We start from the raw sequence: 16240 nt of genomic DNA, 5'->3' as shown, positions 1-16240 counted from the left end.
GGGCCCGTCGGAACCACGGCGCGGCCCGCCGCGTCCGCCCCGTCCCGCCCCCGCACGGCCGCACCCCACAAGCCGAGCCCGGCTCCTTTGTCGCCAATCTCACGGGGGAGTCGGGGCTGACGTCGGTTAACGTCGGGTCGTCCCCCGAAGCACCTACGACACCGGAGCCGTGAGATGAGCACATCCGCCGCGAACAGCGCGATCGTCCGCCCGGGCAGCGTCCTCGCCGACGTCCTGCCCGCATCCACCGCCGCCCGCGCCCGGCTGCGCGACGTGGCGCTGGTCGTCGGCGGCGCCGCGCTCACCGGTGTGGCGGCGCAGCTCGCCGTCCCCGTGCCGGGCTCCCCCGTCCCGGTCACCGGCCAGACCTTCGCCGCCCTCCTGGTCGGCGCCGGACTGGGCGCCCGCCGCGCCCTCGCCTCCCTCGGCCTGTACGCCGCCGCGGGCGCGGCCGGAATGCCGTGGTTCGCCGAGGGCGCCTCCGGCGCCGGAGTGCCCACCTTCGGCTACATCCTCGGCATGCTGCTGGCCGCCGTCGCCGTCGGCGCCCTGGCTCGCCGCGGCGGTGACCGCGGAGCGCTGCGCACGGCCGGGACCATGGCCGTGGGCACCGCGATCATCTACGCCGTCGGCGTCCCCTACCTGGCGCTGACCACAGGCATGTCCATCGGTCAGGCCGTCGCCGCGGGCCTGGTGCCCTTCCTGGTCGGCGACGCGCTCAAGGCGGCCCTGGCCATGGGAGCCCTTCCCACGGCCTGGAAGCTGATCGGCCGGAACGCGTGAATAGACTCCCTGCCATGCGCGTGTACCTCGGCTCCGACCATGCCGGTTACGAACTGAAGAACCACCTCGTCCAGTGGCTGAAGGAGGCCGGGCACGAACCGGTCGACTGCGGCCCCCACATCTACGACGCCGCGGACGACTACCCGCCCTTCTGCCTGCGCGCCGCGGAGCGCACGGCCGCCGACGAAGGCTCCCTGGGCATCGTGATCGGCGGCTCGGGCAACGGCGAGGCCATCGCGGCCAACAAGGTGAAGGGCGTGCGGGCGGCCCTCGCCTGGAGCCGGGAGACGGCGCGGCTGGGCCGGGAGCACAACAACGCCAACGTGATCAGCGTCGGCGCCCGGATGCACACCACCGAGGAGGCCGTCTCGTTCGTGGAGACCTTCCTCGCCACCCCGTTCACCGGCGACGAGCGGCACGTCCGCCGCATCGACATGCTCGCGGACTACGAGCGGACCGGCGAACTGCCGCCCGTCCCCGCCCACCACCCGCAGCAGGACTGAACCCGCGGCAGGACCGAACCCACAGGAGACAGGCACCCACCCGTGCCCGAAGGCCACACCATCCACCGGCTGGCCGCCGACCTCGACCGGAGGTTCGGCGGCCGGCCCGTGCGGGCGTCCAGCCCGCAGGGCAGGTTCACCGGCGGAGCCGCCCTCGTCGACGGCCGGACGTTCACCGGCGCCGACGCCCACGGCAAGCACCTCTTCCTCGGCTTCGAGGGGCCGGCCGGAGGCGACTGGATCCACATCCACCTCGGCCTGTACGGCGCCTTCTCCCACGGCGACGGGCCGCCTCCCGCCCCCGTCGGGCAGATAAGGCTGCGACTGGCGACCGTCGACTCCCCCCACGCCCACGCCGACCTGCGCGGGCCCAACACCTGCGAACTGATCACCGAGGAGGGCAAGCGGGCCGTCGAGGACCGCCTGGGCCCCGACCCGCTGCGCGCCGACGCCGACCCGGAGCGGGCCTGGGCGCGGATCTCCCGCAGCCGCACGACCGTCGCCGCGCTGCTGATGGACCAGAAGGTCGTCGCGGGCGTCGGCAACGTCTACCGCGCCGAGGTCCTCTTCCGGCACCACATCGACCCCCACCGGGCGGGCCGGGACCTCACCCGCGCCGAGTGGGAGGCCGTCTGGGCGGACCTGGTCGAGCTGATGCGCGAGGGCGTGCGCCACAACCGCATCGACACCGTACGGCCCGAGCACACCCCCGAGGCCATGGGGCGCCCGCCGCGCGTGGACGACCACGGCGGCGAGGTGTACGTCTACCGCCGCGCCGGCATGCCCTGCCACGTCTGCGGCGACGAGATCCGCACCGCCCCGCTCGTCGGCCGCAACCTGTTCTGGTGCCCCACCTGCCAGAAGACCTGACCCGCGCCCGCCTTGCCGAACCGTCAGAAACCGTGCGGCAACCACGGCGCGACGGGCCAGGCGAACGCGGCCGACGCCTCGGTCAGCGCGCCCGGACGCAGCTCCCGCACCCGCCCGGCGCCCGCCTGCGCGGCCAGGGACGTCCCGCCCAGGTACGCCTCCCCCAACTCCCTCGCGCCGAGCGCCAGTTCGGGCGCGTCGTCGGTGCGGACGCAGGAGGCGCCCGAGGTGTCGCCCGTCAACCGCCAACGCCCCGCGTTCCAGGGACAGAAGGCGTCCTCCACCTCCAGCACCACGTCCACCGGCGCCGCGTACCGGCGGGCCGCCAGCGCCGCGCCCACCTCCACCGGCCGCAGGTACAGCCAGTCGCGGACGCGGACCCCGCAGCGCCGGACGTCGGTGACCAGGTGGAGCAGCGGATCGTCCACCGGACGGGAGTGGGCCGTCACCGTCGAGGTCAGGTCGGTCTCGAACAGGAAGCGCCACAGCGCCGCGTACGCGGCCGGGTCCAGCGCCTCCAGGTCGCGCACCACCACCGTGCCCTTCGCACCGGACGCGTCCCACTCCGGCCTGACGGCGTAGCGGGCGTAACCGCGCAGCTCGCCGTCGACCTCGGCCAGGACGCAGCGCAGCGGCGAGGCACCGTGCCGCTCGCTCTCCGGGTCCAGCACCCCCAGCCAGGAAGCCGCTCCACCATGCCGGGCCGGGAGGGCACCCGGACGGCGTACAGCGCCTCGCACTCCCCGAGCGACGCGACGGGATCGGCGTACCGCAGCCGCACCTCGTCCGTGCCCGGCGGCACCTCCAGACCCACCCGGGCCGTGTCGATCTCCGCGCGCAGGTGCCGGGCGGCGATCCCGTAGCCGAAGCGCCCGTAGATCGCCGGCTCGGAGGCGGTCAGCACCGCCAGCGGCTCCCCGGCCGCCCGCACGTCGTCCAACTGCCGCCGCATCATGGCGCGCAGGATGCCGCGCCGCCGGTGCGTCGCGGCCACGCTCACCATCGTCACCCCGGCCGCGGGCACGATCGCGCCGCCCGGCACCGACAGGCCGAAGGAGAACGCCCCGGCGGTGCCGACGATCCGATCGCCGTCCCAGGCGGCGAGCGACCGGTCGAACTCGGTCAGATCGCGCCACAGAGCCCTCTCCTCGGGCGCCTCGGCCACCCCGCCGAAGGCCAGTTCGAGGTTGCCGTACCAGGCGTCCCAGTCCTCGCGGCGCAGTACTCGCAGATCCGTGCTCGTCATGAGGCCATCCCTACCAAGCAAACGCAGCGGGGGCGACGGAATATCGAACAGGGTTTCCCTCCCCCCGAATCGGGAATCGACGCGCCCCCGAACGGGTGGATAAGGTCCGGGTTATGGCAGGTCGTACGGGCAAGGCCCCTCCAACGACCCGGTGGTCCAAGGCCCGCAAGGCCATGCACCGGGTCCGCACCGCCCTGCGCCGGTCCGCCGTCGACTACTTCCGCGGCGACGGCTCCGACTGGATCGCCTTCGTCGCGCTGATGGCGGCCGTCCCCGCCCTCACCTACGCCACGCTCGCCGAGCCCCTGTGGTTCGCGCCGGAGAGCCTGGTGCTGCCGATCGTCGCGGGAGGGCTGCTGCTGCGTCCCGCCAACCTGTTGATCCTCTACGCGACCGCGGCCGGCGCGCTGATCGTGGAGGCCACGGTGCTCGGCCCGTACACCGCCGGGCCGGGACGGGTCACGCCCGGCACCATCCTGGTGGTCGGCTCGGTGGGCCTCTCCGGGCTGCTGATAGCCCAGTTCCGCAGCCGGGTCGGCGTGCCCTGGCGGCGTGGCGGCACCATGCTCTTCGACCTGCGCGAGCGCATCCGCGTCCAGAGCAAGCTGCCGAGGCTGCCCAAGGGCTGGCACCGCGAGATGGCCCTGCGCCCGGCGGGCGGCCAGTACTTCTCCGGCGACTTCGTCGTCGCGACCCGCAGCGGACCCGACCGCCGCGTCCTGGAGGTCGTCCTCACCGACGTCTCCGGCAAGGGCATGGACGCCGGCTCCCGCGCGCTGCTGCTGTCCGGGGCGTTCGGCGGGCTGCTGGGCTCCCTGCCCCCGCACGCCTTCCTCCCGGCCGCCAACGCCTACCTGCTGCGCCAGGACTGGCAGGAGGGCTTCGCCACCTCCGTCCATCTCGTCCTGGACCTCGACAGCGGCGACTACGAGCTGTTCTCGGCCGGACACGTCCCCGCCCTCCAACTCCACGCGGGCAGCGGTCGCTGGGAGGAGAAGGCCGGGGAGGGGCCCCTGCTGGGCGTCTACGACGGCGCCCAGTTCGACGCGGTCAAGGGCAGCCTGCGCCCCGGCGACGTGCTGATGCTCTTCACGGACGGGCTGGTGGAGACGGCCGAGCGCGAACTGTCGGAGGGCATCGACAGACTGACGGGCGAGGCCGACCGCTACGTCGTCACCGGTTTCGAGGGGGCCGCGTGGCACCTGATCGAGGCCGTCGCCCGCGACGTCAACGACGACCGGGCCCTGCTGCTGATACGCCGGGACTGACACCGAGAACCGACACCGGGGTCGACGGGGAGAGAGGGGAGGGGGCCGTGGGAGCGGAGCCGGCCGGACGGTGGCCCGCCACCGAGGCGGAGGCGGTGGCCGAACAGGAGCGGATCCGCGCGGCGGCGGACCCGATCGGACCGGGCCCGGCGCCGGGGGAGGTGCGTCGGATCGCCGGGGTCGACGTCGCCTACGACGAGGAGAGCGACCTGCTGGTCGCGGCGGCCGTGGTGCTGGACGCCGACACCCTGGAGGTCCTGGAGGAAGCCGTCCACACCGGCCGAAGCCGCTTCCCGTACGTTCCCGGACTGCTCGCCTTCCGCGAGTTGCCCGGGGTGCTGGCGGTGCTGGAGAGGCTGCGCACCCCGCCGGAGCTGGTGGTCTGCGACGGCTACGGCCACGCCCACCCCCGGCGCGCCGGACTGGCGGTGCACCTGGGCGTGCTCACCGGACTGCCGTGCTTCGGGGTCGCCAAGTCCCCCTTCGTCTTCGACCACGTCGAGCCGGGGCCGCTGCGCGGCGACTCCTCGCCGCTGCTGGACCGGCGGACGGACCCGCCGGAAGTGGTGGGCCGGGCGCTGCGCACCCGGTCCGGCGTCAAGCCGGTGTTCGTCTCGGCCGGCCACGGCATCGGCCTGGACCACGCCTGCGCCCACACCCTGCGCCTTGCGCCGCGTCACCGTCTCCCGGAGACGACGCGCGGCGCCGACGGCCTCGGCCGCAGGGTCCTGAGAGAACTCAGGGCCGGGCGGCGGAAACCGTACGGCGCCGCGGAACGGTAGGCCCTCCAAGGCCCGCAGACGGTCAGCGGGAGGCGGCGGGCGTCTTGGCCTCCGGGGCGCCGGCGTCCGAGCCGCCTCCCGAGCCGCCTCCCGCGGCGGCGCGCTCGCGGGCGGCCTCGGTGGCGTCCGTCCGGAACAGCCACGCCATCTTGGGCTCCATCACGACCCGGAACACCCGCCGCACCGGCTCGGTGCACAGCACCGTGCCCACGACCGCGGCGACGACCGTCACCATGACGATGCCCAGCGGCTCGGTGAGCCAGGCGTGGGTGTCCATGACCTCCTCGGCCCGGGCCCACCGGATGAGGAAGCCGTGCAGCAGGTAGCCGTACAGGGTCCCGGCGCCCAGCGCGGTGAACCACATGTGGCGCCGGGGGACCAGGGCGAAGAAGCAGGCGGTCAGCAGCAGCGAGCACCCGAACAGCGCCAGGTTCATCAGGATGCTCACCCACCAGGGCACTCCCAGCTCCTGGCCGCTGTCGCGGTGGTAGAACCACTCGAAGTTCATCCTCGGCGCGGCCCAGTAGGCGAACACCAACGCCGCCGCCATGACCAGGACGGCCGGCAGCCGCGCCCCGCGCCGCCGCACGAGTTCGAAGTGCTCGGGACGGAGGCAGAGCCCGATGACGAAGAACGGCAGGAACTGCAGCACCCGCTGGAGGTCCAGGTCGTCGCCGATGTCGGGGGAGACGGAAGCCAGGAGGGAGATCCCCAGGGCCAGCGGCACCGGCCGGCGCACGATCTTCCACAGCGGGGTCGTCAGCCGCCACACGAACAGCGCCACCAGGAACCAGGTCAGGTACCAGGGGTCGAGCAGGCTGATGGGGTAGTCGGGCTCGCCCTCCACCCGGCGCTTGATGATCAGGGTGTAGGCGGTCTCGAAGACCACGTACGGGACGACCACGCCGGTCACCAGCCGCCGCAGCCGGTCCGGGCGCATGTCGAAGCTGCGGGAGAAGTAGCCGGAGATGACGATGAACGCCGGCATGTGGAAGGCGTACACGAAGTTGTAGGCCGCGTTCACGGCCCGCGAGTCGGAGAGCATCAGGCCCCAGGCGTGTCCCACGACGACCAGGACCATCGCCAGGTACTTGGCGTTGTCGAAGAACGCGTCCCGCTGTTTCGACCCGCCGGGCCGGGGAGGTCTCCCGGTTCTGTCTCCCGGACCGACCGGCGGGGTGTCCGGAGCGGGGGCGTCCGGCCGTTCACCTGTGTCGGGTCGAGCCGGGGGAAGCGGGGAGCGCTCGTAGCCAGCGTGGAACATCTGCCGCACCTTAGTGGAAAGCCGTCCGCGGGTAAATTTTCGATGATCCGCCTACCCCCGATGGATGAATTATTCCAGGTCGGTGAGGGGAGATCCGGCCGTGGACGGCCAAGGGGATGAATTGTCCGCGATGAGAACTTTGCCTGTCAGTCGATATACGTTATGGCAGTACATGTCCATCAACGACTGCGTTGTCTTTCGAGCGATTTGTTTTCCGGGTGATTCATGCCACAGGGTCATCGAATTCACCGGGGTGAGTTATCGGTGAAGAGTGTGACGGGATCGGGTGGAGGATCTCTGTAGACGGCACCGACCGGGTGTTTTCCCTTCCGGGCCGCCACGGTCCGGGGCCGTCCCCGTCGCGGTCGGCCACCCCGACGCCCGGCTCCGTCGGCGCCGCGCGGACCCGTCGCGGAGACACGCCCGACCTCCGCCGATCCGCCGACGGCCTCCATTCACGCGGTAGTTGGTGGCACGATGGTGCGCTGCGGGGACGCGGCGGAGGGTTCCCGGGCCGGCACGGCCGGCGCAGAGGCGTTGCGACCGAGGGTGTGATCAGTTGTGGCCATTTCACTGTCAGTGGTGCTGCTCTTGGCGGTCATCATGATCGTCCTCATTCGCGGTGGCTCCCTGAAGGCGGGGCCCGCGCTCGTCGCGATCCTCTTCGGTTTCTTCCTCGCCTCCACCGGCATGGCCCCGGCGATAAACCGCTTCCTCAACTCGCTCGCCGAGTCGATCAACCAGATCAGTTTCTGAACACGACGACGGCCCGGCTCCCGAAGGAGCCGGGCCGTCCACCGTGGAGCGGGCGACGGGAATCGAACCCGCGTAGCCAGTTTGGAAGACTGGGGCTCTACCATTGAGCTACGCCCGCGGAGTCACGTGGATCACGGACAGGCAGATCATAGCCTCCCGGTCGCGCACCACGTGCGGCACGCTCCGCATCGTACGGCATGTACGCTACGTGTCGCACGGACGGGGTGTGGCGCAGCTTGGTAGCGCGTCCGCTTTGGGAGCGGAAGGTCGTCGGTTCGAATCCGGCCACCCCGACCACGTACTATGAAAGACGCGCCTGCCTGTGTCGTGTCTGCGTACGGGGCGCCTCGAGAAGTAAGAAGTTCCCAAGCAGTCAGCCCCAAGGAGACCGACCGTGAAGAGCGCCGTGGAGACCTTGAACCCCACCCGGGTTCGGCTCACTGTCGAGGTGCCCTTCGAGGAGCTGAAGCCCAGCCTCGACGCGGCGTACAAGAAGATCAACCAGCAGGTCACGGTGCCCGGCTTCCGTAAGGGCAAGGTCCCCGCCCGGGTGATCGACCAGCGCTTCGGCCGCGGTGCGGTCCTCGAGGAGGCGGTCAACGACGCGCTCCCGAAGCTCTACCAGGAGGCCGTCAACGAGGGCGAGCTCAACCCGTTGGGGCAGCCCGAGGTCGACATCACCGAGCTGAAGGACAACGAGCTCCTCGCCTTCACCGCCGAGGTGGACGTCCGTCCCACGATCGAGATCCCGGACTACTCGGGCATCGAGGTCACCGTCGACGCCGTCGAGGTCACCGACGAGGACGTGGAGGAGTCGGTCCGGCAGTTGCGGGAGCGCTTCGCCTCCACCACCGTCGTCGAGCGCGCCGCCGCCGAGGGCGACGTCGTCAAGGTCGACCTGGAGGCCAAGGTCGACGGCGAGGTCCTGGAGGACGGCGTCGCCAAGGGCATCGACTACGTCATCGGCTCCGGTGAGCTGCTGGACGGCATCGACGAGGCCGTCACCGGCCTGGAGGCCGGCGGCTCCGCGACCTTCACCTCCGAGCTCAAGGGCGGCTCCGCCGCCGGTCGCGAGGCCGAGGTGAAGGTGGACGTCACCTCCGTCTCCGCCCGCGAACTCCCCGAGCTGGACGACGACTTCGCCCAGATGGCCAGCGAGTTCGACACCATCGAGGAGCTGCGGGCCGACACCCGCAAGCGCCTGGAGCAGATGAAGAAGTACGACCAGGCCACCCAGGCCCAGGAGAAGGTGCTCGACGCGCTGATCTCCCTGGTCGAGGTCCCGATCCCGGAGAAGCTCCTCCAGGACGAGATCAACACCCGCAAGCACAACCTGGTCAACCACCAGCTTCCGCAACTGGGCATGGACCTCGCGGCCTACCTGCGGATGCAGGACAAGTCCGAGGAGGAGTTCGAGGCCGAGCTCAAGGAGCAGGCCGAGAAGGGCATCCGGACCCAGTTCATCCTGGACGAGCTCGTCAACAAGGAGAAGCTGAACGTCAACCAGGAGGAGCTCACCGAGCACCTCGTGCGCCGTGCCCAGTCCTCCGGCATGAGCCCGGACCAGTTCGCCCAGGCCATCGTCGAGGGCGGTCAGGTGCCGATGCTCGTCGGCGAGGTCGCCCGCGGCAAGGCCCTCGCGCTCGTCGTCGACGCCGCCAAGGTCACCGACAGCAACGGCGAGGTCGTCAACCTGGAGGACGAGGAGGACGAGGCCGAGGGCGGCGAGACCGTCGAGGCCTCCGCCGAGTCCACCGAGGAGCCCGCCAAGGAGTCCGAGGAGAAGGCGCAGGGCGAGGAGAAGTCCGAGGGCTGAGCCCCGGGGCACCCCGCCCGCCCGAGACGTCCGACGAACGGGCCCGTGCGCGACACCGCGTGCGGGCCCGTTCGCGTACGGCGGAACACGCCGACCTCACCTGCGGGAACGCTCCCTGCGCTCACAGCGAACAGTTCTCGGACCGGGATGGCGCAGTCGGACCCGCGCGTTAGGGTCCAAGTACACGAAGACTCAGAGACGGCCCTGGAGAGACGAGCCGTCCGTTACACGAGCAGGTGGACACGTGAAGCTTCCGATGCCCTACGCCGCCACCGAGCCGACCATCGGTGGCCTCGGCGACCAGGTCTACAACCGACTGCTCAACGAGCGGATCATCTTCCTCGGACAGCCGGTCGACGACGACATCGCCAACCGGATCACTGCTCAGCTGCTCCTTCTGGCCGCTGACCCGGACAAGGACATCTACCTCTACATCAACAGTCCGGGTGGTTCGATCACGGCCGGCATGGCGATCTACGACACCATGCAGTACATCAAGAACGACGTGGTGACCATCGCGATGGGCCTGGCCGCGTCCATGGGCCAGTTCCTGCTCAGCGCGGGCACCCCGGGCAAGCGCTTCGCGCTGCCGAACGCCGAGATCCTCATCCACCAGCCCTCCGCGGGCCTGGCGGGATCGGCCTCCGACATCAAGATCCACTCCGAGCGGCTGCTGCGCACCAAGCGGAAGATGGCGCGCCTGTCCGCGCTGCACACCGGCCAGACCGAGGAGCAGTGGAACCGCGACGCCGACCGCGACCGCTGGTTCACCGCCGAGGAAGCCAAGGAGTACGGCCTGATCGACGAGGTCTACGGTTCCGCCGCGCAGCTTCCGGGCGGTGGCGGCACGGGCGCGTGAGCCCGGACGTTCCGCAGCCCACGACCGCAGCCAGCTCACCTCACCAGGACGGTGCACAGCCCATGAACAGTCAGCACACCTTTCCCGGTGCCGGGATTTACGACCGGCTCGAGGCCCGCTACGACGGGCCGTCGGCCGAGTCCCGGTACGTCGTTCCGCGCTTCGTGGAGCGCACCTCGCAGGGCGTGCGCGAGTACGATCCGTACGCGAAGCTCTTCGAGGAGCGCGTGATCTTCCTCGGCGTGCAGATCGACGATGCCTCGGCCAACGACGTCATGGCGCAGTTGCTGTGCCTGGAGTCGATGGACCCCGACCGCGACATCTCGGTCTACATCAACTCGCCTGGTGGCTCCTTCACGGCGCTGACGGCCATCTACGACACGATGCAGTTCGTCAAGCCGGACATCCAGACGGTCTGCATGGGCCAGGCGGCCTCGGCCGCGGCCGTGCTGCTCGCCGCCGGCACGCCCGGCAAGCGGATGGCGCTGCCCAACGCCAGGGTGCTGATCCACCAGCCCTACACCGAGACCGGTCGCGGTCAGGTCTCCGACCTGGAGATCGCGGCCAACGAGGTGCAGCGGATGCGGACGCAGTTGGAGGAGATGCTCGCCAAGCACTCCAACAAGCCGATCGAGCAGATCAGCCAGGACATCGAGCGGGACAAGATCCTCACCGCCGAGGAGTCGCTGGAGTACGGACTGATCGACCAGATCATCTCCACCCGCAAGACCTCGGTCGGACTCGGATAACCCCGCCGAAATCGCCGGATTCCCTTGAACATTTCCACCCCCCTCGGGTCGAGTCGGTCCGAGGGGGGCCCATTCAGGGGGCCGGGCAAGGTACCGTCATAGGGGGTCCGGGGGCCGCCCCCGCCAAGGCCCAGAGCAAGCACCCGGGTTCGTGGAACTCGACGGATCCCAGGCGAAGGAGAAGCACCTCGTGGCACGCATCGGTGACGGCGGCGATCTGCTCAAGTGCTCGTTCTGCGGCAAGAGCCAGAAGCAGGTGAAGAAGCTCATCGCGGGGCCGGGCGTCTACATCTGCGACGAGTGCATCGACCTCTGCAACGAGATCATCGAAGAGGAACTCGCCGACACCTCCGAGATGCGCTGGGACGAGCTGCCCAAGCCGCGCGAGATCTACGAGTTCCTGGAGGGCTACGTCGTCGGCCAGGAGGCCGCGAAGAAGGCGCTCTCCGTCGCCGTCTACAACCACTACAAGCGGGTGCAGGCCGGTGAGAACGGCGGCCCGCAGGGTCGGGACGACGGCATCGAGCTGGCCAAGTCCAACATCCTGCTGCTGGGTCCCACCGGCTCCGGCAAGACCCTGCTGGCGCAGACCCTCGCCCGGATGCTGAACGTCCCCTTCGCCATCGCCGACGCCACCGCCCTGACCGAGGCCGGGTACGTGGGCGAGGACGTCGAGAACATCCTGTTGAAGCTGATCCAGGCCGCCGACTACGACGTGAAGAAGGCGGAGACGGGGATCATCTACATCGACGAGATCGACAAGGTCGCCCGCAAGAGCGAGAACCCCTCCATCACTCGGGACGTCTCGGGCGAGGGCGTGCAGCAGGCGCTGCTGAAGATCCTGGAGGGCACCACGGCCTCCGTCCCGCCGCAGGGCGGACGGAAGCACCCGCACCAGGAGTTCATCCAGATCGACACCACGAACGTGCTGTTCATCGTGGGCGGCGCCTTCGCCGGTCTGGAGAAGATCATCGAGGCGAGAGCGGGCGCCAAGGGCATCGGCTTCGGCGCCACGATCCGCTCCAAGCGCGAGATCGAGGCGAGCAACCAGTTCGAGGACGTCATGCCCGAGGACCTGGTGAAGTTCGGCATGATCCCGGAGTTCATCGGCCGTCTGCCGGTGATCACCTCCGTCCACAACCTCGACCGCGAGGCCCTGCTGAAGATCCTGGTCGAGCCGCGCAACGCGCTGGTCAAGCAGTACCAGCGACTCTTCGAGCTCGACGGGGTGGAGCTGGACTTCGACCGTCCGGCGCTGGAGGCCATCGCCGACCAGGCGATCCTGCGCGGCACCGGCGCCCGCGGGCTGCGCGCGATCATGGAGGAGGTGCTGATGTCGGTGATGTACGAGGTGCCCTCCCGCAAGGACGTGGCCCGTGTGGTGATCACCGCCGACGTCGTCCACTCCAACGTCAACCCCACCCTGGTGCCCCGCTCCCGCGGCGAGACGGGCCAGGGCCCGCGCGAGAAGAGCGCCTGAGGCCCCACACGGCCGGGCGCATACGCGCACACGGAACACACATGCGGCGAGGGGCCGCCCGGAGCACTCCGGGCGGCCCCTCGCCGTGTGCGCCGCGCGGTGCGCGGCCGCGGGTCACTCCGCCTTGACGCGTACGTCGTCGCGGAGCTTCGCCATGATGTCGGCGGTTTCGTCGAGTGAGAGTTCCTTGCCGCTGAGGACCGCGGAAGCGTCGTTGTACGCCCCGTATGCGACGGTGCTGCGGTCGCCCCAGGCGCAGAACGGCACGGAGAACCCCTTCTGGCCGATGCCGCTGGAGGAACCACCGGTGAACTCGATCGCCTGGCACTTCATGACGGCGTTCTCCAGCCCGGCGGGGGAGACCTCCTTCGGTTCGCCCACCAGCTTGGCCTCCCCTCCACCGCCGAGGCTGGGATCCTTGCCGGCCTCCTCCTCCAGCTTCGAGAACAGGGCGTCGACGACCGCCTCGGGGTCGTCGACGTCTCCCCAGGCCCCCTGGAACTGGACGGCCTTCCGGGCGGTCGCCGACCCGGAGACGTAGTCGCCGCGGACGCCTTGGGGGTTCTCGACCCCGAACTGCTCGAACTCCTCGATGTCGGTGTCGGGGAGGTCCCTGCCGCCGGCCTTCTTGTACTCGCCGTTGAGCACGGTCTCGGGGGTGATCAGCTTGTGCGGTCCGTCGTCGGCGATGTCGCTGCCGCCGGCGCCGGTGCCGAAGAACAGCCAGGCGCCCACCGCGAGCGCGGCCACGACCGCGACGGCACCGATGACGATGCCGATCACCTTGCCCGTGCCGCCGCTCTGCGGGGGCGGGGGCACGTAGGGACCGGGCTGCTGCGGGTAACCCGGCTGCTGCGGATAGCCGGGCTGCCCGGGGTACCCCTGCTGCTGGGGGAAGCCGGGCTGCTGCGGGTAACCCGGCTGTTGCGGATAGCCGTAGCCGGGCTGTTGCGGATGACCGGGCTGTGGCGGGTGGCCGTAGCCGGGCTGCGGCGGCTGCCCGCCGTACGGACCGGGCTGCGGCGGTGGCTGGTTGTGGCTCACGAGGAGGCTCCCCCTGGTGCTGGACGTGTACGCGCATACGCGGCCCCATCCTGGCGGACGGCCGCCATCCCCCGCGCATCCGGTCCCCAAACCGGTTCGAGACCGCTACACAGCGGCCCGTACACTGGCGGTCGTGACCGAGAACACTCAGCAGAGCCCGACCCCCGCCGGGGCGGAGCCGTCGAACAGTGCCCACGCCAGTCTGCCGACCCAGTACGTTCCGGCCGAGGTAGAGGGGAAGCTGTACGAGCGCTGGGTAGAGAGTGGTTACTTCGAGGCGGACGCGGCGAGCGACAAGCCGCCGTACGCGATCGTCATCCCGCCTCCCAACGTCACCGGCAGCCTGCACCTGGGCCACGCCTTCGAGCACACGCTGATCGACGCCCTCACCCGCCGCAAGCGGATGCAGGGCTTCGAGACGCTGTGGCAGCCGGGCATGGACCACGCGGGCATCGCCACCCAGAACGTCGTCGAGCGCGAGCTGGCCAGGGAGGGCAAGTCCCGCCACGACCTGGGCCGCGAGGCGTTCGTCGAACGGGTGTGGCAGTGGAAGGCGGAGTCCGGCGGGCAGATCTCCGGCCAGATGAGGCGCCTGGGCGACGGTGTCGCCTGGTCACGTGAGCGCTTCACCATGGACGAGGGGCTCTCCCGGGCCGTCCAGACGATCTTCAAGCGGCTCTACGACGACGAGCTGATCTACCGCGCCGAGCGGATCATCAACTGGTGCCCGCGCTGTCTGACGGCCATCTCCGACATCGAGGTGGAGTACTCCGACGAGGACGGCGAGCTGGTCTCCATCCGCTACGGAGAGGGCGAGGACTCCATCGTCGTCGCCACCACCCGCGCCGAGACGATGCTCGGCGACACCGCCGTGGCGGTCCACCCCGACGACGAGCGGTACGCCCGCCTCGTCGGCACCGAGATCGAGCTGCCGCTCACCGGCCGCCGCATCCCCATCGTCGCGGACGAGCACGTCGACCCGGAGTTCGGCACCGGCGCCGTCAAGGTCACCCCGGCGCACGACCCGAACGACTTCGAGATCGGCCGCCGCCACGACCTTCCCGCCATCACGGTCATGGACGAGCACGCGGTGATCACCGCCCACGGCCCGTTCCAGGGTCTGGACCGGCTGGAGGCCCGCTCGGCGGTCGTCGCCGCGCTGCGCGCCGAGGGGCGGATCGTCGCCGAGAAGCGTCCCTACACCCACTCCGTCGGCCACTGCTCGCGCTGCAAGACCACCATCGAGCCGCGCCTGTCCATGCAGTGGTGGGTCAAGGTCGGTCCGCTGGCCAAGGCGGCGGGCGACGCGGTCCGCGACGGCCGGGTCTCCATCCACCCCAAGGAGATGGCCAAGCGCTACTTCGACTGGGTGGACAACCTCCACGACTGGTGCATCTCCCGCCAGTTGTGGTGGGGCCACCGCATCCCGGTCTGGTACGGCCCGAACGGCGAGACGGTCTGCGTCGGCCCGGACGAGGAGCCCCCGTCCGGCGAGGGCTGGCACCAGGACACGGACGTCCTGGACACCTGGTTCTCCTCCGGCCTGTGGCCGTTCTCCACGCTGGGCTGGCCCGAGCGGACCGAGAGCCTGGCGAAGTTCTATCCGAACTCCGTCCTGGTCACCGGGTACGACATCCTCTTCTTCTGGGTCGCCCGGATGATGATGTTCGGCCTGTACGCGATGGACGGCACCCCGCCGTTCCACCAGATCGTGCTCCACGGCATGGTCCGTGACCAGTTCGGCAAGAAGATGTCGAAGTCCTTCGGCAACGCGGTCAATCCGCTGGACTGGATGGACAAGTACGGCTCCGACGCGCTGCGCTTCACGCTGGCGCGCGGCGCCAACCCCGGCATCGACGTGCCCATCGGCGAGGACTGGGTCCAGGCGTCCCGCAACTTCGCCAACAAGATCTGGAACGCCACCCGCTTCGCGCTGATGAACGGCGCCACGGTCGAGGGCGAACTGCCCGCGCCCGAGGAGCTCCTCGCGACCGACCGCTGGATCCTCTCCCGGCTGAACACGGTCGTGGCGGAGGTGGACGCGTACTACGACGACTACCAGTTCGCCAAGCTCTCCGACCTCCTCTACCACTTCGCGTGGGACGAGGTCTTCGACTGGTACGTCGAGCTGTCCAAGACCACCTTCGCCGAGGGCGGCGAGGCGGCCCGGCGTTCCGCCCGCGTCCTGGGCGAGGTCCTGGACGTCACGCTGCGGCTGCTCCACCCGGTGATGCCGTTCGTCACCGAGACGCTGTGGACGACGCTGACGGGCGGGGAGTCGGTGGTGATCGCCGACTGGCCGACCGACTCCGGCTTCCGCGACACGGCGGCGGAGAAGGAGATCGCCACCCTCCAGCAGGTGATCACCGAGGTTCGCCGGTTCCGCGCCGACCAGGGCCTCCAGCCCGGTCAGCGCGTCCCGGCCCGGCTCACCCTGGAGGGGACGCCCCTGGTGGCGCACGAGGCGGCCGTCCGCTCCCTGGCGCGCCTGCAGCCCGCGGGCGAGGACTTCCGGACCACCGCGTCCCTGCCCGTGGCGGGCGCCAGGGTCGAGCTGGACCTCTCCGGCGCGATCGACTTCGCGGCCGAGCGCAAGCGTCTGACGAAGGACCTGGCGGCGGCGGAGAAGGAACTGGCCCAGGCCACGGCCAAGCTCGGCAACGAGAGCTTCCTGGCCAAGGCCCCGGACCAGGTGGTCGAGAAGATCCGCACCCGCAAGGCGAAGGCCGAGGCGGACATCGCCCGGATCTCCGCCCAGCTGGAGGCGCTGCCGCAGGGCTGAGAAGCCCGGGAGAACCGGTACGACGAGCCGGCCGCCGT

13 protein-coding genes, 2 tRNA genes and 1 pseudogene are annotated in these 16240 nt (G+C 70.5%); 12 read left to right on the top strand and 4 right to left on the bottom strand.

Annotation, left to right across the window (positions count from 1 at the left end):
- The first annotated feature begins 174 nt into the window (after window positions 1–174).
- From IF47_RS0107315 to IF47_RS0107305, 3 genes are read left to right on the top strand one after another with little or no spacing between them, the layout of a single operon-like run.
- Window positions 175–783 (top strand): biotin transporter BioY, encoded by a 609-nt coding sequence (locus IF47_RS0107315; RefSeq protein WP_031507491.1) that lies wholly within the window; start codon window positions 175–177, stop codon window positions 781–783.
- Window positions 784–797: 14 nt separating this feature from the next.
- Window positions 798–1286 carry a ribose-5-phosphate isomerase gene (locus IF47_RS0107310; protein ID WP_031507490.1) on the top strand — a complete coding sequence of 163 codons (489 nt, stop codon included), beginning with the start codon at window positions 798–800 and terminating at the stop codon, window positions 1284–1286.
- Window positions 1287–1328: 42 nt separating this feature from the next.
- Window positions 1329–2156, top strand: coding sequence for an Fpg/Nei family DNA glycosylase (locus tag IF47_RS0107305; protein ID WP_031507489.1), 828 nt, complete (start codon window positions 1329–1331; stop codon window positions 2154–2156).
- A 23-nt stretch (window positions 2157–2179) separates the two neighbouring features.
- On the opposite strand, the pseudogene IF47_RS27565 reads toward IF47_RS0107305, so the two are convergent.
- Window positions 2180–3402, bottom strand: a pseudogene (locus tag IF47_RS27565) (GNAT family N-acetyltransferase).
- 113 nt (window positions 3403–3515) lie between these two features.
- Between IF47_RS27565 and IF47_RS0107295 the strand changes: the two are divergent.
- Both IF47_RS0107295 and IF47_RS0107290 read left to right on the top strand, forming a co-directional pair.
- A complete protein-coding gene (locus IF47_RS0107295; RefSeq protein ID WP_031507488.1) occupies window positions 3516–4670 on the top strand; it encodes a PP2C family protein-serine/threonine phosphatase in 1155 nt (384 codons plus the stop codon).
- Between the two features lie 47 nt (window positions 4671–4717).
- On the top strand, window positions 4718–5452 hold the full coding sequence (locus IF47_RS0107290) for an endonuclease V (protein WP_031507487.1): 735 nt from the start codon (window positions 4718–4720) through the stop codon (window positions 5450–5452).
- A gap of 22 nt (window positions 5453–5474) precedes the next feature.
- Here the strand turns inward: IF47_RS0107290 and IF47_RS0107285 are convergent, their stop codons facing one another.
- Window positions 5475–6716 carry an acyltransferase family protein gene (locus IF47_RS0107285; RefSeq protein ID WP_078591621.1) on the bottom strand — a complete coding sequence of 414 codons (1242 nt, stop codon included), beginning with the start codon at window positions 6714–6716 and terminating at the stop codon, window positions 5475–5477.
- A 561-nt stretch (window positions 6717–7277) separates the two neighbouring features.
- Between IF47_RS0107285 and IF47_RS0107280 the strand changes: the two genes are divergently transcribed.
- Window positions 7278–7472 carry a hypothetical protein gene (locus tag IF47_RS0107280; RefSeq protein WP_051717178.1) on the top strand — a complete coding sequence of 65 codons (195 nt, stop codon included), beginning with the start codon at window positions 7278–7280 and terminating at the stop codon, window positions 7470–7472.
- Between the two features lie 44 nt (window positions 7473–7516).
- Here the strand turns inward: IF47_RS0107280 and IF47_RS0107275 are convergent.
- A tRNA-Gly gene (locus tag IF47_RS0107275) sits at window positions 7517–7590 on the bottom strand.
- A gap of 102 nt (window positions 7591–7692) precedes the next feature.
- Here IF47_RS0107275 and IF47_RS0107270 point away from each other — a divergent pair.
- The 5 genes from IF47_RS0107270 to clpX all read left to right on the top strand — a co-directional run bounded on the left by IF47_RS0107270 (window position 7693) and on the right by clpX (window position 12376).
- Window positions 7693–7769, top strand: a tRNA-Pro gene (locus tag IF47_RS0107270).
- Window positions 7770–7866: 97 nt separating this feature from the next.
- Complete coding sequence (gene tig / locus IF47_RS0107265) at window positions 7867–9288, top strand: trigger factor (RefSeq protein WP_031507484.1); 1422 nt, start codon at window positions 7867–7869, stop codon at window positions 9286–9288.
- A 256-nt stretch (window positions 9289–9544) separates the two neighbouring features.
- Window positions 9545–10147, top strand: coding sequence for an ATP-dependent Clp protease proteolytic subunit (locus tag IF47_RS0107260; protein WP_031507483.1), 603 nt, complete (start codon window positions 9545–9547; stop codon window positions 10145–10147).
- A 62-nt stretch (window positions 10148–10209) separates the two neighbouring features.
- Window positions 10210–10896 (top strand): ATP-dependent Clp protease proteolytic subunit, encoded by a 687-nt coding sequence (locus IF47_RS0107255; protein WP_031507482.1) that lies wholly within the window; start codon window positions 10210–10212, stop codon window positions 10894–10896.
- 190 nt (window positions 10897–11086) lie between these two features.
- Window positions 11087–12376: an ATP-dependent Clp protease ATP-binding subunit ClpX gene (gene clpX / locus IF47_RS0107250; RefSeq protein WP_031507481.1), complete on the top strand. Its 1290-nt coding sequence runs from the start codon at window positions 11087–11089 to the stop codon at window positions 12374–12376.
- Between the two features lie 114 nt (window positions 12377–12490).
- Here clpX and IF47_RS0107245 read toward each other — a convergent pair whose 3' ends face one another.
- A complete protein-coding gene (locus IF47_RS0107245) occupies window positions 12491–13420 on the bottom strand; it encodes a hypothetical protein (protein WP_031507480.1) in 930 nt (309 codons plus the stop codon).
- A 133-nt stretch (window positions 13421–13553) separates the two neighbouring features.
- Here IF47_RS0107245 and IF47_RS0107240 point away from each other — a divergent pair, with 133 nt between their 5' ends.
- The gene (locus tag IF47_RS0107240; protein WP_031507479.1) at window positions 13554–16202 is read left to right on the top strand and encodes a valine--tRNA ligase; all 2649 of its coding nucleotides are present in this window, start codon (window positions 13554–13556) and stop codon (window positions 16200–16202) included.
- The last annotated feature ends 38 nt before the right edge of the window (window positions 16203–16240 follow it).

The sequence above is a fragment of the Streptomyces megasporus genome, from assembly GCF_000718985.1.
GTDB classification, from domain to species: domain Bacteria; phylum Actinomycetota; class Actinomycetes; order Streptomycetales; family Streptomycetaceae; genus Streptomyces; species Streptomyces megasporus.
The sequence above is the reverse complement of the archived record's forward strand: the minus strand, read 5'-3'. Positions and strand labels throughout refer to the sequence as shown.